Source organism: Salmonella enterica subsp. diarizonae, assembly GCF_008692785.1.
Classification (GTDB): Bacteria; Pseudomonadota; Gammaproteobacteria; order Enterobacterales; family Enterobacteriaceae; genus Salmonella; species Salmonella diarizonae.
This window is the reverse complement of the sequence record NZ_VXJV01000007.1, coordinates 201,688-220,960: the sequence shown is the minus strand read 5'-3', so window position 1 is coordinate 220,960 and position 19,273 is coordinate 201,688. Positions and strand designations below refer to the sequence as shown.

Sequence of the window (19,273 nt, the reverse complement as noted above, 5' to 3'; positions counted from 1 at the left end):
ATACTGGCGCCGCGTTGTCCCCTTAGTTAAATGGATATAACGAGCCCCTCCTAAGGGCTAGTTGCAGGTTCGATTCCTGCAGGGGACGCCATTGATGTCCAGGGGATTTTCTTATTGCTGCATAACGTTTCGAGCAGTTCTCCTCTCATGTTACTTTTATTGCCCCATGTAATGTCACCGGACATGCCATATATTCAGCAAAAAGTCGTCATCGGCCTGTTTTGACCGATGACCTCCCGATGTGGTCTAGAAGCGGTACTGCAGCCCCGCGGTAACCGTATAGTTATTATTAGCGATACCTGCGGCATCGCCACCAAAATACGCCGTATCACCGCTAGTTTTATCTATGATTTGTGTACCGCCCTTGCCTACTTCATATTTACTATAAGCGAACTCGGCAAAGATTTTTGCATTACTGGTAATATAATATCCGGCGTTTATAGAGGCGCCATAATATCGTGAATTCTCCGTTTTTTCACGGAAAGTAAGTTTGCGCATGTAGTGTTCATCATTATCATGCGCATGTACCCAGTCGCTGTATTTAAACAGTACATTACACTCGAATTCATTAATACGATAATTACCCGCCAGCCCGATATAGGGCATTTCGAAACGCTGGCTATAACCTATTCCGCGCTCGCCACGAGGAAAGTTACCAATATATCGACCATTATCATAAATATAAGACCCGCCTCTTGCCGTCCAGCTAAAACGGGTTTCCTGATAGCCCGCTGTTACACCCGCCTTATAGTTATCGCCCTGCAATAACCAACCTTTCGCGTTCAAATCGTATTCATTGGCATGGTTGACGCTGGTGTCCGGATGAATTGAACGATCGGTCCAGCCTGACTGCTCGCTGCTCATCCAGTCATGGTCAACCATATGACCTGCCCCCGATGCCAAAGACGTCCAGCCGCGGGCGTCCAGCGTCATGAACGAATAGGGTTCCCATGATAAATCCCCCTGTAGAATGGCGACATTTTTTATTTTCCAGTCCAGTTGACTTAGCTTCCGCCCGGTGTCGGTATCATAAACCAGCTCCCTGGATTTACCATTTAACACTCCCGCGGAAAGGGATGTCGTGACGCTATCAGGAGAGAAGTCCGGAATAAATAAAGTAGACTCCGCATAAGCCGACTCAGAAAATATGGCGATCATCATTACTGCAATAACATGTTTTTTCATTTCTCTTGTCCTCATATTCAGATGTAATCTGGAGAGGTGATGAAGTTTTCATCTTGTCAAATCGTTGGACAAGAGTACATTTGTTCCGCCAGAGAACTTGACGCATTTTTACCTTATATTGAAGTTAAGAAATAGAATTCGATGCTCAGGTGAATAATAAGGAATCTATAATAACGATGGGATGACTTAGCAGTACGGTGATGCAGCGTTATCTGGCTAACGACATCGCTGCTGATGTTGCCAGTCAGATTAAACGCAACTGTGTTGTCAGAATTTATAATGTTCTTTACTTAGACCATATTTTTTCATGCGCAGATAAAGTTTTTTACGGGGAATTTGCAGGTATTCAGCTACTTCATTAATTCGTCCCTGATGAATATTTAACGCTTCGGTAATAATTTGTCGCTCATACTCTTCAACGCGCCGGTCAAGCGGGGTCGGCTCCTGAAGAAGCAACTTCGGATTGATCGTTTCCGCCAGTGGCAGCACGCCGACAGCAAAAAGCTCCGCCGCATTGGCCAGTTCGCGCACATTGCTTGGCCAGGCGCGTCGCATTATTCCTTTCAGTAATTCCCCCGCGATTTCCGGCACTGGATGATTGAGTCGCAGACAGGCTTTTCGAAGATAATGGCGAAATAACGGCTCGATATCATCCGGTCGCTGAGAAAGAGACTGGCAAGCGATTTGGGTCATGGCGAAACAGTAATAAAGCTCGGCCGCAATCTGGTTAGCTGCCGCCTGCTCCACCAGCGAAGCGCTGCCAACGCCCACCAGACGAAAAGGCCGATGTTCCAGGCTTTGTAAACGCGCCAGATGGTGCTGCTGTTCTCGCGTCAGATATTCAGGATGACTCAACACCAGCGTACCTCCTTGCGCCTGGTCAATGAATGTCTCCAACTGCGCGGCATTCTCCGGCGTGAGTTCATAGCGCACAAACGGACCTTCCGCGTTACGCCCCAGTTGATGGAGATAACGGGCGCCAGTCATACGTCCAGTACCATGCTCACCGTAAAACCATACGGCAATGTCTGTTTCCGCCAACTGTTGTAACCGTTGTCGAAACTGATTCATCCACTCGCTGCGCCCAATCAGTTCAACCTGTAACGTCTGCTGGCAATATTGCCGCCGTGCAATGACTGACCGACGCTGGCGTAGCGCGTCTTCAATTAATATCAACAGCTTGCCCGGATCGACGGGTTTTTGCAGAAAATCCCAGGCGCCCTTTTTCACCGCATCAACCGCCATCGGTACATCGCCATGCCCGGTAATCAATAAGATTGGCAGTTGATCGTCATCCTGATGAAACAGCGTCATAAGATCGATACCGGAACAACCCGGCATACACACATCGCTCAAAACGATCCCCTCCCAATCTGCTTTTACCCACTCTTTGGCCTCGAAAGGATGGGTAAAGCCACGCACGCGGTAGCCTGCCTGTTCAAGCATTTGGGTATAGGCGTCAAGCACATCAACGTCATCATCAATCAGCAAAATAGAACATTCATCATTCAACATCATCGACATCCGTTACTGAGAATTGCAGCACCACGCAAGCGTTACGCGTCAGCGTCGACGCCAGACGCAGGTCGCCCTTCATTTGCGCCATCAGCGACACGCTAATCGACAGTCCAATACCCAACCCGACATCTTTACTGGTGGTAAATGGCTTGAGTAAAGAGGGCAACAGCGCCACAGGCCAGCCTGGGCCATTATCTGCAATATAAACCTCCAGCGCATCTTCCTGCGTTTGCCACGTCACCGCGATCGCCGCATCATGCGGACAGGCATCAAGCGCATTCGCCAGCACATTCACCAGAACCTGCTGAATACGCACTTCATCGCCGCTAACCCATACGGTATCTGTTGGCAGCGAAAGCGCTCCCTGCCGGGACTGGTGGCGCATGGCTAATAACTCCCATGCCGCCGCAAAGGTTTGGCGCAGCTCAACCGGATACAACGGCGTCTCCAGCTCCGCCCGGCGGCTAAACTGCCGCAACGAACGGATAATGGCGTCAATCCGGTTAATTAGCCCTTCCGCTTTGGTGAGCGTATTTCTCGCCTGTCCGCTCTGACCTTGTTCAATCGCGCGTCCCGCCGTAAATAAATACATTGAAAGCGCATTCAGCGGCTGGTTAATTTCATGCGCCAGCGTGGTCATGGTCTGGCCGACTACCGCCAGTTTCGCCGTCTGAATCAATTCATCCTGCATGGCGCGTAGGTCGGCTTCTATCTCTTTGCGCTCGGCGACCTCTTGTTCAAGCTGCCTGCGTTGCGCATTGAGCTGGCCCAGCGTATGGCGTAGCAGACGAGCTATCCGCCCTAACTCATCGCGCCCGTAAACCGGGATAGTCGAGTCGATTCTCCCCAGCCCTATCTGTACCACAGCCTGGTTAAGCGCGGTAAAACGCTTTACCAGCCGGGAACGGATAAAATAGTGGTTCAGTCCCCAGGCCAGTAGCAACGCCAGGAGCGTCGCTACTAAAATAAGCCCGCCGCTAACGCGGACAATCTGCTCCAGGCGTTGATTGAACGTCTGCATTTGCTGGTGACTACTGCCCAACTGCGCCTCAAGCAGCGTGCGAAAGCGCCCTAGCGTAGCCTCTCTGGCGCGGCTGGCGTCCAGTAATGCTTTTTGCGCCGCAACATAATCGCGCATGGTATCGGGCATCTTATTTTTTACCATCCCGATTTCCAATAGTTCGTCGATGGTTTGCCGCAGCGTGATCGTACTGGGCCAGTCATCCAGCGCGCGAATATTCTCATCCGCCGTTTTTTTTAGATTTTCCAGATAGCGAATATGGGTCTCCACCAGCACCCCGTCATTATTGCCGGACTTGAGCTCATTCAATCTGTCGCGTAGGTCATCAACAATCTGATTTTCAATTCGCGCCAGGGTATATACCTGCTGCTGCTCGTTCTGCACCTCGCGCGAACGTTGCAAGTACTGCGCTGCGTCGCCCTGATTCGCTTCAATTTGATCGAGCAGCGTCCCTTGCTGCCAGGTAAAATCCTGCACCAGCGAATTTAGCTCCGTGGTGAAATCATCATGGAGCCAGTCAATGCGAGCGGAAAGCTCACTGACTTTCTCCCGCACCAAAAACATGTTGTAGAGAGCGTTGTCCAGCTCCGCCAGCAAGGTCCGGCTATCCTGTAAAATGACGGCCAGTTGCCGACGCTCAGCGGGCTGAAGCCCCTGACTGAGACGGTCAATCTTGTCCAGATGCTGAATAATCTGAGTACGCAACTGCAAACGTACCGTCGTGTTCGGCGCCAACAAAAATTCATTGAGTTGATCCACGGCCAGATTCAGGTTCCCCTCAATTAAAAACGCGGAATGGATGCGAGGAAAATATTCATCAAGCGAATAACGAACCTGCGAACTTTGCTCATGCCAGGAGTAAAGGCTGACCATACTGACAATCAGCGTTAGTAATGCGCCAATTAAAAACGCGCCCCGTAAACTGTTGCTGATACTGAGCTGACGAAGCCGTTGGAACAATCTCCCCTTCATTTCAGCTCTTCCAGTTTGTGAATCGCCAGCCGCTGATTGTTCAGAAACCAGATCTGCCATTCCATCATCTGTTGTTCGGCAAAGCTTTTATTATCGAACTGCGCCAGCCAGATTTCATCTTCACTGCTTGCCGCATCTACCGGGATGCTGGTCAATAAGGCTCTGATTTCAGGTAAGGGGCGTTTAAGCCGCGTTTCTGCGCTGTGCAACGCTCGCCATGCATCTTTAAGCTGCGCAAGACGAAAACTGATCGCTGTATCAAACATGCGTTGTACCAGTTGCTGACGCTTCAGGATCAGACGGTAGTTCAGCGGCGGCTGGGCCATCAAACGCTGTTGTTGCGCGGCGCGAGGATTCTCGGCGCTAAGCGGTGTGACTGGATACTTACCGGTATTCGCGTCAGCCAGTATCCTTTGCCCTTTTGGGCTTAATAAGTAATGAATAAAAGCACGCGCTTCGTCTGCGTGACGGCTGTTTTTCAGCACCGCGACGTAAGTGGGCGACACCGCAGAATGCGGGAAATAGGTAAAAGCGAGATTAGGGTCGTTGAGTAGCAAATTAGCATAGTTATCAATGACCGGCCCGGCAACGCCAAGCCCGCTTTTGATTTTATCCGCTACGCCGAAACTGCGGGAGGAAATCGTGACCAGATTGCCCGAGATTGCCAGCAGCGTCGCCCATCCTACCGTCCAACCTTTTTGCTGCAACAGCGACTCTACCATCAAATGATTTGTGTCTGAGCGCGACGGACTGCTCATTAATAGAGCGCCCTGGTAACTGGGCAGGCTCATATCCTGCCAGTCAGCAGGCGGCGGAAGATGGCGCGCAGCGAGCGCTGAACGGTTGAGCAATAGTCCAAAACCGGACACCGCTACCGCCACTGAAGTTGAGCGGATAGAACGCGGCACCAGCTTCTGGCTGGCGGCAGGAGCGCTATCAAATAGCGCCAGCTTTTGGTGCTCCTGAAGGTGTTGCAACAGCATGGGGGATGACGTCAGGATCAGATCGACATTTTCCGCATTCGCCGTATCAAGTAATTGTTCTAAAGAACCGCTGGTGCGGTTGAGCGTACGAATCATGACGGAACCCGGCTCCGTCTGCCAACGCTGGATAATCCAGGCGGTCGCACTGGGTGAAAAGGTCGTTGCCATCACCAGCTCGCGGCTGTGCGCCTGGCAAGAACCGAACATCGCCGCCAGCCACAGCGTAAAACCACCCACTCTGGCGAAACGACCACAGCATGAGAAAAGTCGATTTGTGATCCCGTTCATAAATATCGATATCACATAAAGAAAACGTTGAGACAAAACTTACCCTTTTATTTCTGTTGGCATTCAGAACAGCGTTATTTGAATAATAACGGGGCCGTTACCCGAAAACATCAATAAAGCGTATCAGATCACTGGCAGCAAATTTGTTAATATCCGCACAGGATAACGATTAAAGCGGTTATGCCGATAATTAAAGTATCACCTCACTCTTTAAGATGGGTCAAAAATAACCTTTAAATTCACTTAATTGAGTCAATTTTGACACATTTTCTCGACTTGAATTTTATTGTCATTCCTTTCACTCTACCGACAAAACCTCCTGATGTTCATCTCACTATAAAATACAGGTGACTCCATGTTAACAATATTAAAAACAGGACAATCGGCGCATAAAGTCCCACCGGAAAAAGTCCAGGCTACGTATGGTCGATATCGTATGCAGGCATTGTTAAGCGTATTTCTGGGATATCTTGCTTACTATATAGTCAGAAACAATTTCACATTATCGACGCCTTATTTAAAAGAGCAACTGGATCTTAGCGCTACGCAAATTGGCCTGCTAAGTAGCTGTATGCTTATTGCTTACGGAATCAGTAAAGGCGTGATGAGCAGTCTGGCGGATAAAGCCAGCCCGAAAGTCTTCATGGCGTGCGGTCTGGTACTCTGCGCGATTGTTAACGTCGGACTGGGGTTCAGTAGCGCATTCTGGATATTTGCCGCTCTGGTGGTCTTCAATGGCCTTTTTCAGGGCATGGGCGTCGGCCCCTCTTTTATTACCATTGCAAACTGGTTCCCTCGTCGGGAGCGCGGACGCGTAGGCGCCTTCTGGAATATCTCGCATAACGTTGGCGGCGGGATCGTCGCGCCTATCGTCGGTGCGGCTTTTGCGATATTGGGCAACGAACACTGGCAAAGCGCCAGTTATATCGTTCCGGCCTGCGTCGCCGTCGTTTTTGCCTTAATTGTTCTGGTATTGGGAAAAGGTTCGCCGCGCGAAGAAGGTCTTCCCTCACTGGAACAGATGATGCCGGAAGAAAAAGTCGTACTGAAAACGAAGAATACGACGAAAGCGCCGGAAAATATGAGCGCATGGCAAATCTTCTGTACTTATGTACTGCGCAATAAAAATGCCTGGTATATTTCGCTAGTGGATGTCTTCGTCTATATGGTGCGGTTTGGCATGATTAGCTGGCTGCCTATCTATCTGTTAACGGTAAAACATTTTTCGAAAGAACAGATGAGCGTCGCGTTTCTCTTTTTCGAGTGGGCGGCGATTCCCTCCACGCTACTGGCGGGTTGGCTGTCAGATAAACTGTTTAAAGGCCGCAGAATGCCATTAGCCATGATTTGCATGGCGCTGATTTTTGTCTGTCTGATCGGATACTGGAAAAGTGAATCTTTGCTGATGGTAACGATTTTCGCCGCCATTGTAGGTTGCCTGATTTACGTCCCGCAGTTCCTCGCGTCCGTACAGACGATGGAGATAGTCCCCAGCTTTGCCGTAGGTTCCGCCGTCGGATTACGTGGGTTCATGAGCTATATTTTCGGCGCCTCGTTGGGCACCAGCCTGTTTGGCGTGATGGTGGACAGGCTTGGCTGGTACGGCGGATTTTACCTTCTGATGGGCGGTATCGTATGCTGCATTCTATTCTGTTATCTTTCCCATCGCGGTGCGCTGGAACTGGAACGGCAGCGCCAGAATGCGTTACATAATCAGGACTCGCTGCAGCTTGCGGACGCACAATAAACGATTAGCCTTCCCGGGGAAAGAGGCGCCGACGTTATCGGCGCTATCTATTCACTGACACTATGTATGCTAACGCTTGCCGTATCCCACCATAAAGCGAATGATTAACCCACATGCCGGTGCGAGAAAGAGCAATAGTCCGCTAACGATTTCATCGCCATCTTGCAGCCATACATTGAGTAAATAAATCAGTGCGGCAAGGATAACCATTCCAGTAAAAGAAGAAACCGCAGAAAAAGCCCCCATCACCTGACCAATATAGCAACTCACGGCAAGTATACTTATAGCAAGAAATGTCCATAAATAGATCATCTATAATACCTCCTGTCTGTGGCAAGGCTTCCCTATAGCCTTACGGTCCCTATCATTCCTCCTAAGATAAACCTTATTAGCAAGTCATTTCCATAACATTTATCTCACATTTTATTTTTCTAATCATTTTCAATAACCTTCGTCCGAAATAAAATTAGTACTTTAAAAACAAATAATTAAAAATGGTTATCCGCTTTTTTTTGTTACCGGAGAAATATTTACGCTTCTTGATAAAGAATTGCTGGGCGACAGCAAATATCTGATGGTACATTAACCAGCCTGGCGTTCATGCCCTCGTGGTTTAGTACTGACTTAGTTTTACACTCCTTACGGGAACCATTGTCGTACATGATGGCCTAACTATACACAAAATCATTCAAGTTGCGGCAAGCGAACCCATCCCGATGAGCTTACTCAAGTAAGTGATTCAGGTGGGCGACAAATCTATCGGAACAGATTTGAACGTCACACAGCGACGGCCCTTAAAGGCGAGTCTCATGGATGAGACGAGTGACTCAGCAGCCAACACAGTGGCAGCTTGAAAGATGACGTGTATTTCAGAGTGTACCGCTGTGGATAATGACTCTTCTGCGATACATTGTTTTCGTATCTACAGAAGGTATTTTATGTTTCCTCAAAGCAAATTTTCACGCGCGTTTTTGCATCCGCGCTACTGGCTGACGTGGTTTGGCCTCGCTGTCCTCTGGTTACTGGTGCAACTTCCCTACCCGGTTTTGCGTTTTCTGGGCACCCGCACCGGTAAGCTGGCGCGCCCCTTCCTGAAGCGGCGTGAGTCGATCGCCCAGAAAAATATTGAACTCTGTTTTCCGACACTCTCCCGGGAAGAAAGGGAAAAACTGATCGCCGAGAATTTCCACTCGCTTGGCATGGCGTTGCTTGAAACGGGCATGGCCTGGTTCTGGCCTGACAGCCGGGTTCGAAAATGGTTTGACGTGGACGGGCTGGACAACCTTACCCGCGCGCAGGCGCAAAATCGCGGCGTAATGGTCGTTGGCGTGCATTTTATGTCGCTGGAGTTGGGAGGCCGGGTGATGGGTCTCTGTCAACCGATGATGGCCACCTATCGTCCGCATAACAATCCGCTCATGGAGTGGGTGCAGACGCGCGGTCGTATGCGCTCAAATAAAGCGATGATCGGCAGAAACAACCTACGCGGCATTGTGGGCGCGCTGAAAAAAGGGGAAGCCGTTTGGTTTGCTCCCGACCAGGACTACGGTCCTAAAGGTAGCTCCTTTGCGCCGTTTTTCGCGGTTGAAAACGTCGCCACCACCAACGGCACCTATGTACTGTCAAGGTTGTCTGGCGCCGCCATGTTGACCGTTACAATGGTGAGAAAAACCGATAACTCGGGTTATCGTCTGTATATTACCCCTGAAATGGAAGGTTACCCGGCAGATGAAAACCAGGCCGCTGCCTATATGAATAAAATTATTGAGAAAGAGATCATGCGCGCCCCGGAGCAATATCTCTGGATTCATCGCCGTTTCAAGACTCGCCCGCGAGGAGAAGCGTCACTCTATATCTGAAAAAGGCCGCAAGGCCTTTTATTTTGTCATTTCGCATTGCCATAATATTCATTCCGTAAATTATTCATTCCTGCTTTTAGCGATAAGCCTCCTGTTTACAGGAGGTTTTTTAATGTGTTGGCAGCTTCGCTCAATAGCGATTTATCACTGTCAGAAATCAAACTGTCGCCGATTCACGACACCTGTAAGTTACTAAAAGTAAATAAGAAAATGCCTCTTGTCTCACCTCATTTTTAGGCGTACATTAGCGCCGTCTGGAGCGATGGCGCGCAGAATTCTGAGGTGATGCAGGCAGTCGAAACACGAATAATTCTCAATTTCGTATTGTCCGGTGTCAACTCTCTATAATCAGGTAAGTGTAAGTTCATTTAGGCGTACGACAGGTACGCGGAGAGATGAAACGTGAAATATTTCTTTATGGGCATTTCATTTATGGTCATCGTTTGGGCCGGTACTTTCGCCCTGATGATTTAAAAGTACAATGCAGAGAAAAACAGGAGCCATGAGGCTCCTGTTTGCGTTTCTACTCCGTACGCGCTTCAACAGGCTTCGGATGTACCGACAGCACACTATCGGCGCGGAACATCGCTTTAATCCCTCTGACGGCCTGGCGAATACGATCGCGATTCTCTATTAATGCGAAGCGTACATGGGTGTCGCCATAATCACCAAAGCCTATCCCTGGAGAAACGCAAACCTTCGCCTCATTCAGCAGCTTCTTGGCAAATTCAAGCGACCCCATCGCCGCATATTGCTCCGGGATTTTCGCCCAGACGTACATTGAGGCTTTCGGCATTTCAACCATCCAGCCCGCTTCATGCAGTCCCTTCACCAGCACATCGCGACGACGTTTATACTGCTCGGCGATATCGCGCACGCACTGCTGATCGCCTTCCAGAGCGGCGATAGCCGCTACCTGAAGCGGGGTAAAGGTACCATAATCGTGATAACTTTTTATGCGCGCCAGCGCGCTGACCAGGGTTTTATTGCCCACCATAAACCCAATACGCCAGCCCGCCATATTATAGCTTTTCGACAGAGTGAAAAATTCGACCGCCACGTCGCGCGCGCCGGGCACCTGCATAATCGATGGCGCTTTCCAGCCGTCGTATACGATATCGGCATACGCCAGATCGTGCACTACCAGCACATCATAACGTTTGGCCAGAGCAACTACTTTTTCAAAAAATTCTAGTTCGACGCACTGGGCCGTAGGGTTAGACGGAAAACCCAAAATCATCATTTTCGGTTTCGGATAACTTTCGCGGATAGCGCGCTCCAGCTCGTTGAAGAAATCCACTCCCTCTACCAACGGAACCGAACGCACCTGCGCCCCGGCGATAACGGCGCCATAAATATGAATCGGATAACTGGGGTTCGGCACCAGTACCGTATCGCCATGATCCAGCGTCGCCAGCATTAAATGCGCCAGTCCCTCTTTGGAACCAATGGTCACAATCGCTTCAGTTTCCGGATCGATATCGACATCATAACGTTCCTGATACCAGTGAGAAATCGCGCGGCGTAAACGCGGTATGCCGCGAGACGTTGAATAACCGTGCGTATCCGGACGCTGCGCGACGGTGCAAAGTTTTTCGACAATATGGGGAGGGGTTGCGCCATCAGGATTGCCCATACTGAAATCAATAATATCTTCGCCGCGCCGACGCGCAGCCATTTTGAGTTCAGCGGTGATGTTAAAAACATAGGGCGGAAGGCGATCGATACGCGTAAAGCGACGTTCAGGGCGGAAGTCAGCCATAATATCCTCAGATTAACGTTAGCGCCCGGACCGTCCGAGCGACGCGGCCACGATGGTGGCTCCTTTAGAAAATAGCCTGAAAATTTTCTTCCTGTCGAGAGGATAATGAAAATATTTTTTAGCGGCGCAAAAGAGGAACAACAATAAAAATTCATCTTTTTAGCTTGTCAGTTATAGCACTCAACAAACCATTTTATTAACAAACTGATATCACAGGAGTTACCTGATGCGATGTAGCCGACGAGAATTTCCCGTTAATAAACCTTATCTTCAATAATCCCCTTTTGATTTTATGGTTTTTCCTCTTTAATCACATCTCTTATTAACAATAATGTTATTCAATCATGCCGTATTGCAGCGTTTTTCAGGTACATTTACCGGAAAATAGGGAGCATTTCCGGCAATCTGACGCGGTGAAACCGTAAATAAGGCAGCGAACCGGGTACGTACAGTAAAATAAATCCCTGTTTTCGCCTCGATGATCGCCATGACGTTATGACTCAACGCGCTGGTGTTTGCTCTTTCGCTCAGCAAGCGTAAAGTGAAATAATTCAGACAGTTGAAGTATTCATGCACAGGAACGGCAATGAAAAAAACAGACTTACCGGCAGACCAACAGTTTTTTGCCGATCTGTTTAGCGGTCTGGTACTTAACCCACACCGATTAGGACGCGTATGGTTTGCCAGCCAACCACCCTCCTTGCCCTCCGGCAGCTTATGTATCGACCTGCCCCGGCTGGATATCGTGCTGCGCGGAGAATATGGCAATCAACTGGAAAAAACGCAGCGTTGGCTGACGGAAGGCGAAATGTTGTTTATCCCTGCCCGTGCGGCGAACCTGGCGGTTAGCGACAAACCGGTAATGCTGCTTAGTCTGGTATTCGCGCCCTCCTGGCTGGGTTTATCGTTTTATGAAAATCGTACAGCATCGCTTTTACGTCCGACGCGCCGTATCGAATTGCCGCACCTGCAACGCGGCGAAGGCGAGGCAATGCTGACCGCGCTTACCCATTTAAGCCGTTCGCCTCAGGAGCAAAATATTATTCAGCCGCTGGTGCTCAGCCTCCTGCATTTGTGCCGGAACGTGGTGAATACGCGCCCCGATATCTGCCGTCCACGCACTGAGTTTCTCTATCACAGTATCTGTAATTGGGTACAGGATAACTACGCCCAGCCGTTAAGTAGAGAAAGCGTTGCACAGTTCTTTAATATCACCGCCAACCACCTGTCCAGGCTATTTACTCAACATGGCACAATGAGTTTTGTGGAGTATGTTCGCTGGGTGCGAATGGCGAAAGCGCGTATTATGTTGCAGAAATACCACTTGCCAATTAACGAAGTCGCGCTGCGTTGCGGGTATCAGGATAGCGATTATTTTTGCCGTCTGTTCCGACGTCAGTTTGGCCTGACACCAGGGGATTACAGCGCGCGGTTTCAGTAACAAACCGCTCGCCCGATGGCGAGCGTAAACGCCTTATCCGGCCTACCATCACCCGCGGCGTAGGCCTGATAAGCGCAGCGCCATCAGGCGGTTACCCCATGCCCATGCTAAAACGTTAACTCCGCCTCCAGCAACGCCAGAATACTGTCGGCATCATTGGCGGCAAACAGCGACTGACGGAAGTTTTTATTCACCAGCTTACGGGCGAGCTGTGAAAAAACCTTCACATGATTTATCCCTTCATCCGCCCCAAGCGTCAGCATAATCACCAACTCTACGTCACCCATCTCCGACTGCCAGTCTACGGGCTGTGCGAGACGCGCAATACTGATCGACGAGTGGCGAATCCATTGCGATTTGGTATGGGGGATCGCCACGCCAAAACCGACGGCGGTGGTTACAATCTCTTCACGCTGCCAGACATCCTCTTCCAGTTCAAACGGATGTTCGGTACGCCCGTTAACGCCAATATTACCGCACAGAAACTGGATAACCTGTTCCTTATTACTGAGCGGCTCGCCGACAAAGATATTTTCCAGCGCCAACAGCGGACGCACCTCTTTTTCCGGCGCGAACTGATTCAGTAGCGCTTCTATCTCCTGGGCGCTGCGGCACTCGCAAGCCTGACTTGCCAGCGCCTGACACGCCAGGCTGTCCAGATGACGTAGCTGACTTTTCACCGCCGGGATACGTGGACTGCTCATACTTAGCTCATCCAGCCCCAGTCCCAAAAGTAGTGGTAAATAGCGGCTTTCTCCGCCCAGTTCGCCGCAAATGCCGACCCATTTACCTCGCTCATGGGCAACATGGATAATCTGCCGCAGCATGCGTAAAAACGATGGCGTAATGGGGTTATACAGCGGCGAGACGCGCGGATTATTACGATCGACCGCGTACAGATATTGCGTCATATCGTTCGAACCGATGCTAAAGAAATCCACCTCATCGCAGAAATGATCGATGATGTAACAGACCGATGGCACCTCAACCATAATCCCCAACGGAATATCCTGCGCGTGACGTAGCCTTTCCCCTTTCAGCTCCGCAATCGCCTTTTTCAGCTCACTTTTTACCCATAAAATCTGGTCAAGACTATGCACCATCGGAATCATCAACTGCGCATGACCGAAAACAGCGGCCCGCAAAATTGCGCGAAGCTGGGTGCGAAAAAGTCCGGCAAACTCAGGGTAGATGCGCACCGCACGGTAGCCAAGAAAAGGGTTCTCTTCCTGCGGAATATTGAGGTAGCGGATATTTTTATCGCCGCCAATATCCATGGTGCGGAAAATCACAGGCTTTTCGTCCGCCGCCAGCAAAACCTGTTGGTAGGCTTCAAACTGCTCCTGCTCATCCGGTGCGCTGTCGCGATCCATAAACAGCATTTCGGTACGAAACAGGCCAATGCCTTCCGCGCCGTTGGAAAACGCGCCTGGGGCCTCCAGCGCGGTGCCAATATTCGCCGCAATATCGATACGCTGGTTGTCCTGTGTACAGGCAAGCAACGCCGCATCGCACGCCTGCCGCTGTTGCCGTTTATCTGCCAGCTTCTGCGCCACGGCATAATAGCCGCGCACCGAGGTATCCGGACTAATCGCCAGTACGCCGCACTGCGCGTCCAGCACCGCAGGCCGGGTCGCATAACGACCAATGGCCTCGGCAGAGAGCCCGCTAAGCGCCGGGATCGCGGAGGCGCGCGCCAGAATCAAAGTATGTGACGTCCGCCCGGTCTTTTCCAGGATCATGCCGGACAGATACTGTAAATCGAGGCTTAAAAACTGGCTGGGCGTTAAGTCTTCCGCCACCAGAATGGTAGGACGCGTTAGCACCAGCGCATTACGCGGCTGTTTTTCAGGCCAGGTAATGTGCAACAACCGCTCGGTGATATCGCGAATATCGCTCACCCGCTCGCGCAGATAATCGCTTGCCGAGGCCGAAAGCTGGCTACAAACCTGCTCCATATTAGCAATAATCGCCGCTCCCAGCGCCAGATGGCGTTCAACCATTAAGCGGCGAATGTTACCCACAAACTCATCATCCTGAATCAGCGACAGATGAGCGCTTAAAATGGTCTTACTCTCGCCGTCACGCTCGCGAAGCTGTTGATTAAGCTGTTCCGCCAGCGTCGCCAGGCTATTTTCAAGACGGGTAAGATCTTCAGCGCTCGCAGGAATAGTACGGTAGCCCTCCAGATTATCGCTCTGCCACGGCGTCAGAATCCCCTCGCCCACGCCGCTTGCCAGCACATCGCCGTACAGCAAATCCGGGTTCAGGCGAAGCAGAGATCGCGGCAGCGGATGCGTCGCCAGTTCAGCAGGCCCCGGCTGAACGCTATCGCTGTCGATAAAATGGTGCGCAAGCCAGGCCTCCAGCGATCGCTTAGCCTGTTCTTCGTCACGCCCGCTAATATTCAGAACGCAGCTATCATTGAACAGCGTACTGGTGCCAATAAGCGCCAGCGAACTTTTCGCATCCGCCCGCGTATTCTGGCGATGATTAATAAAAGTGATGTCACTTTGCCACTGGCTGCACTGTTCTTTCAGCTCCCACGCGGGACGCGCATGAATACCGTTAGGTAGCGGGCAGAGAAATTCAATCGTTAACATAACTACTCCTTTAGCGCGAAATCAGCACCTGAAATCCATCAGGTGAGCCACAGTATCGCGCGTAAAACCGGTAATCAGCGCCGACAGCAACTGCTGCGTTTGCAGAATGTCGCGACAGTCGGCAATCGAGGCGGCGCAATGTCCGTGGCGGGTTGCCGGACCAAGCACCACCGTCGGGATGCCCGTTCCGCTAAGATGCACCGCCCCGCCGTCTGTTCCGCCGTTGCTGAACATATCCAACTGTAGCGGTATTCCCGCTTGCGCTGCGATGCTCTCAATCCAGGCGGTTAGTTTTGACGGCGCAATCAGCGATTTATCGCTCAGCACCAGCATCGGTCCCTTACCGATTTGCCGATGATTTGCCGCGCCATAATCAAAATTTTTCGCCCAACAGGCGGTATCCAGTACGATGGCTAAATCCGGCGCAACGACGCGGGCCGCCGTTTGACCTCCGCGTAATCCCACCTCTTCGCTGGAGCTGGCCGCCAGCCAGATTTCCGTCGGTAATTCCACATCGTGCCATTCACGCAGCAACGCTATCAACAGATAGCAACCGAGCCGATCATCAAAGGCTTTACCCATCACCCGCTGATGCGGCAACACCTGAAACGCACTATCAAAGGTCACACGATCGCCGGGACGAATCCCCGCCTGTATCACCTCGTCATAAGAACGCGCGCCAATATCGACCCGCAGTCCGCTCACCTCATTACCGCTGCGCTCGCCATCAAGCAGGCCGGGAATTTTGCATTCCTCCCGCGTGGTGATGCGGACCGGCTGGAGCTGACGCGCCGCCATCCGCACATTGCCCACCGGCAACACATCAATCGCCCCCTCGCCGGAGATACTGCGCACCATAAATCCCACTTCATCCATGTGCGCGCAGATCATGACTTTCGGGCCATCCGAGGCATTAAGCCGGATCAGTACCGATCCTAAGCCATCGAAGCGCACCTCTTTATGCAGGCGATCCGCTTCGTCGAGTAAGATCTGGCGAACCTCCTGTTCTGACGCGGCGATCGCATCCGCCTCGCACAGCGCTTTCAGTAGCGATAAATCCATCATGCGGCTCCTGTCAGTAATACGGTTTTCGGCATGGAATAGAGCACTTCCGCGCCTTCCGGCGTGACCAGTACAACATCTTCGATGCGTACCCCGCCCTGCTCCGGCAGATAAATGCCCGGCTCCACGGTCAGTAACATTCCCGGTGCGAGTACTGTGTGGTCATCAGGCGAAAAGCGTGGATCTTCATGTACCTCAATGCCGATAGAATGGCCGGTGTTATGGACGAAAAACTCGCCATATCCCGCCCGGTCGATAACGTCGCGCGCGGCGGCATCCACCGTCAGACAGCGCGCGCCAGGACGAATAGCCGCAATGGCGGCAAGCTGCGCCTCAAGGACAATGTGATAGACGGGAAACAGCGGATGCTCCTGCGGCGCGCCCGCGCCGGGCACCAGAAAAGTTCGGGTCATATCGGAACAATATCCCTGATACAGCGCGCCGAAATCGAGAGTTATCCATTCCCCCGCCGCCACGATTTTATCGCTGGCTTTACCGTGCGGCAGCGCGCCGCGCCAGCCGCTGGCAATAATCGTATCGAAGGAGGCTTTCTCCGCGCCGCGCTGGCGCATAAACCACTCCAGTTCAGCGGCGATTTCCCGCTCGCTCTGGCCTGGCGCGATAAAGCGGCGAATGTGTTCCGCCCCCGCATCAGCAATGCGACACGCTTCACGAATACGGTCGATTTCCATCGCCGTTTTAATACGCCGCAGCACGTCAATGGAGACGCTGATCATGGTTGCCCGCAGTTCCGTCTGCCAGCGACGCGCCGTCTGCCAACTGACCTGCGCGCCTTCAAAGCCGACCGTTTGCAGATTTTCCGCAGCGATAATCTGATTCACCAGTGACGTCAGCGTCTGTTGCCCGCCGAGCAGATGTATGCAATATCCGTTTGCACGCGCTTTCACATCGGCGTAATAACGGGCATCAACCATAATATGCGCATGTTGGCGGCTGATCAGGACAAATCCTGAGCTGCTGGAAATGCCCAGATACGGCTGCTTGTTCGGGCGTGAGGAGATCAGTACCGCATCTAATTGGCGCTCGGTGAGCCATTGGCGAAGCGATGTCAGTCGCGTCATGTTATCGGTCCTTATTTCACAGGCTTTCAATCAGCAATTTACCCCGGCGGTACATCATATGGCGCAAGAAGACCACCATCAGCGCCGTAATGACCGCGCCCAGTAAAATGCCCGCGATATAGACGCCGAGATGGCTTACCAGCGGCCACGCCCAGATTGCCGACTCAGGGAACCATTGCACCGCGCCCAGCCAGACGGCGAACGTCGAACCCACGATGGCGCCGACCATGTAAGACGGGATGGCGGTGATCGGGCTTTCCAGCGCAAATGGAATCGCCCCTTCGCTGATCCCCATAAATGCCAGGAACATCGCCGTTTTACCCTGCGGATAAAGCTGCGCGCTGAACAGACGTTTACCGGTCAGACGACGGTCGAGCAGTGTCGCCAGCCCCAGACCAATCGGCGGGATGACAATCGCGATGGAACGCGCCGTCACCGGCAACACATGGTCAGTGGTAAAACTGAAGGCAACAAATCCTGCGGCTTTGTTAATAGGGCCGCCGAGGTCGATGGCAGTCGCGGCGGCGATTCCCATCGCGTACATTAATGCCCCCTTTTCACCCGCCGCGGTGAGTAACGTGCGAATTCCGCCATTGATCCAGCCGCCAAAGGGCGTAATCACGTAGTACATCGCCAGCATCACAAAAATGGCGGAGAGAATCGGCAGCAAAAAGGTGGTCTTAAAGGCCAGCAGAAAGTCAGGCAACTGGATTTTTTGGTTCATCCACTTCACCAGATATCCCGCGACGATAGAAATAATCAGCGCGCCGATAAAGGTTGACGGGACTGGCGCGGCAGTCACCCAATGCAGGCTGGCCGGATCAAAATTCAGCACCTGCGTTGGCTGAGTGGACATCAAACCGCCGATAAAACCGGCCGGAAACGCCAGTTTGCCGCCGATAGAGTTCGCCACAAAAGCGGCGAACATGGGGATGGCGAAACCAAACAACACGCCGCCGAAAGATTGCGATAGCCAGGCAAACTTCAATAAGGAGAGGTTAAAACCAGCGAATTTACCGCTGTTCAACGCGTCCAGGATGCCGGTATCGGCGGGAATTTCCAGCCAGCTATAGGCAATCAACTGCGAGAAAGCGAGGATCACCCCGCCCATAATTAACGTCGGCACCATACGCGAAATACCGGACATGATGTGCTGCGGTAACTCGCCCCAAAAACTGTTGCGGGAGGCCTCGGTTTTTTTAATTGTCGCTGCCGCACCGGATGCGCCGGGCACAACAGTCGCACTGCGTTTTTTAATGGCCATATCAGTATCCCTATCGAGCATTACCGTTGATCGGCGGCAATCATCGCTTCAATTTCTTTGATAATGCCCGCGGCATTTTTAATGGCATCCTGAAGCGTTATCTCGTATACGTCGCGAGATTCAAAACGCTCGTTATCTTCCGGCGTTATTGCTACGGAATGGATAATTAACGTCGCTTCGGCAATGTCCTGCGCCGTGAGACGGTTTTGAATACCATCAGCGCCCTGGGTTTCGATTTTGACTTCGTATCCCGCTTCTACCGCGGCCTCTTCCAGCGCCTGCGCCGCCATAAAGGTGTGAGCCAGCCCCATCGGACACGCGCAAACGGCAATCAGTTTTTTAGTCATAACGTTTTCCTCGTAATAGTTAACGAGTGAAATTATGACGGTGAGAAGCCTACGATTGTTACCAGATGAATAATGCTTTTACTGGATAAATAATTCCGCTAAGCAGAAATGTGACGCGTGTCGGCATGGCATGTAACAG

At 51.6% G+C, this 19,273-nt stretch carries 15 protein-coding genes and 1 tRNA gene; 5 read left to right on the top strand and 11 right to left on the bottom strand.

The genetic code is table 11. The features are described from left to right. Positions 1 to 16: 16 nt before the first annotated feature. Positions 17 to 91 (top strand) — tRNA-Arg (locus F4V72_RS16095). Between the two features lie 155 nt (positions 92 to 246). On the opposite strand, the gene pgtE is transcribed toward F4V72_RS16095, so the two are convergent. The 4 genes from pgtE to pgtC all read right to left on the bottom strand — a co-directional run bounded on the left by pgtE (position 247) and on the right by pgtC (position 5,886). Further along, positions 247 to 1,185 (bottom strand): omptin family outer membrane protease PgtE, encoded by a 939-nt coding sequence (gene pgtE / locus F4V72_RS16090; RefSeq protein ID WP_136058161.1) that lies wholly within the window; start codon positions 1,183 to 1,185, stop codon positions 247 to 249. A gap of 267 nt (positions 1,186 to 1,452) precedes the next feature. After that, positions 1,453 to 2,700: a two-component system response regulator PgtA gene (gene pgtA, locus F4V72_RS16085; RefSeq protein ID WP_053530024.1), complete on the bottom strand. Its 1,248-nt coding sequence runs from the start codon at positions 2,698 to 2,700 to the stop codon at positions 1,453 to 1,455. Continuing rightward, the gene (gene pgtB / locus F4V72_RS16080) at positions 2,690 to 4,696 is read right to left on the bottom strand and encodes a two-component system sensor histidine kinase PgtB (RefSeq protein ID WP_023247459.1); all 2,007 of its coding nucleotides are present in this window, start codon (positions 4,694 to 4,696) and stop codon (positions 2,690 to 2,692) included. The genes pgtA and pgtB overlap by 11 nt, the downstream gene beginning before the upstream one ends. After that, positions 4,693 to 5,886 carry a phosphoglycerate transport regulator PgtC gene (gene pgtC, locus F4V72_RS16075; protein ID WP_023247458.1) on the bottom strand — a complete coding sequence of 398 codons (1,194 nt, stop codon included), beginning with the start codon at positions 5,884 to 5,886 and terminating at the stop codon, positions 4,693 to 4,695. Before pgtC ends, pgtB begins: the two co-directional genes overlap by 4 nt. A 436-nt stretch (positions 5,887 to 6,322) precedes the next feature. Between pgtC and pgtP the strand changes: the two genes are divergently transcribed. Continuing rightward, positions 6,323 to 7,714, top strand: coding sequence for a phosphoglycerate transporter PgtP (gene pgtP / locus F4V72_RS16070; protein ID WP_023247457.1), 1,392 nt, complete (start codon positions 6,323 to 6,325; stop codon positions 7,712 to 7,714). A gap of 69 nt (positions 7,715 to 7,783) precedes the next feature. Here the strand turns inward: pgtP and F4V72_RS16065 are convergent, their stop codons facing one another. Next, positions 7,784 to 8,026, bottom strand: a complete 243-nt coding sequence (locus F4V72_RS16065; RefSeq protein ID WP_000639887.1) for a YfdY family protein — start codon at positions 8,024 to 8,026, stop codon at positions 7,784 to 7,786. Between the two features lie 626 nt (positions 8,027 to 8,652). Between F4V72_RS16065 and lpxP the strand changes: the two genes are divergently transcribed. Both lpxP and ypdK read left to right on the top strand, forming a co-directional pair. Next, positions 8,653 to 9,573, top strand: coding sequence for a kdo(2)-lipid IV(A) palmitoleoyltransferase (gene lpxP / locus F4V72_RS16060; protein ID WP_023247455.1), 921 nt, complete (start codon positions 8,653 to 8,655; stop codon positions 9,571 to 9,573). A 402-nt stretch (positions 9,574 to 9,975) separates the two neighbouring features. After that, a complete protein-coding gene (gene ypdK / locus F4V72_RS16055) occupies positions 9,976 to 10,047 on the top strand; it encodes a membrane protein YpdK (protein WP_010723117.1) in 72 nt (23 codons plus the stop codon). A gap of 49 nt (positions 10,048 to 10,096) precedes the next feature. On the opposite strand, the gene alaC is transcribed toward ypdK, so the two are convergent. Further along, positions 10,097 to 11,335, bottom strand: coding sequence for an alanine transaminase (gene alaC, locus F4V72_RS16050; protein WP_023247454.1), 1,239 nt, complete (start codon positions 11,333 to 11,335; stop codon positions 10,097 to 10,099). A gap of 586 nt (positions 11,336 to 11,921) precedes the next feature. Between alaC and F4V72_RS16045 the strand changes: the two genes are divergently transcribed. Next, a complete protein-coding gene (locus F4V72_RS16045) occupies positions 11,922 to 12,776 on the top strand; it encodes an AraC family transcriptional regulator (protein WP_023247452.1) in 855 nt (284 codons plus the stop codon). 107 nt (positions 12,777 to 12,883) lie between these two features. Here the strand turns inward: F4V72_RS16045 and ptsP are convergent, their stop codons facing one another. Genes ptsP through F4V72_RS16020 form a run of 5 tightly spaced genes read right to left on the bottom strand, consistent with a single transcriptional unit; the run spans position 12,884 to position 19,134 of the window. Further along, entirely contained in the window at positions 12,884 to 15,379 is a 2,496-nt protein-coding gene (gene ptsP, locus F4V72_RS16040; RefSeq protein ID WP_136058160.1) for a phosphoenolpyruvate--protein phosphotransferase, read from the bottom strand. 21 nt (positions 15,380 to 15,400) lie between these two features. Beyond that, positions 15,401 to 16,441: an aminopeptidase gene (ypdE, locus tag F4V72_RS16035; protein ID WP_023247450.1), complete on the bottom strand. Its 1,041-nt coding sequence runs from the start codon at positions 16,439 to 16,441 to the stop codon at positions 15,401 to 15,403. Next, complete coding sequence (gene ypdF / locus F4V72_RS16030; RefSeq protein WP_023247449.1) at positions 16,441 to 17,523, bottom strand: aminopeptidase; 1,083 nt, start codon at positions 17,521 to 17,523, stop codon at positions 16,441 to 16,443. The genes ypdE and ypdF overlap by 1 nt, the downstream gene beginning before the upstream one ends. A 16-nt stretch (positions 17,524 to 17,539) precedes the next feature. Further along, a complete protein-coding gene (locus F4V72_RS16025; protein WP_053507791.1) occupies positions 17,540 to 18,787 on the bottom strand; it encodes a PTS fructose transporter subunit IIC in 1,248 nt (415 codons plus the stop codon). Between the two features lie 20 nt (positions 18,788 to 18,807). Further along, entirely contained in the window at positions 18,808 to 19,134 is a 327-nt protein-coding gene (locus tag F4V72_RS16020; RefSeq protein WP_023247447.1) for a PTS fructose transporter subunit IIB, read from the bottom strand. Positions 19,135 to 19,273: the final 139 nt, after the last annotated feature.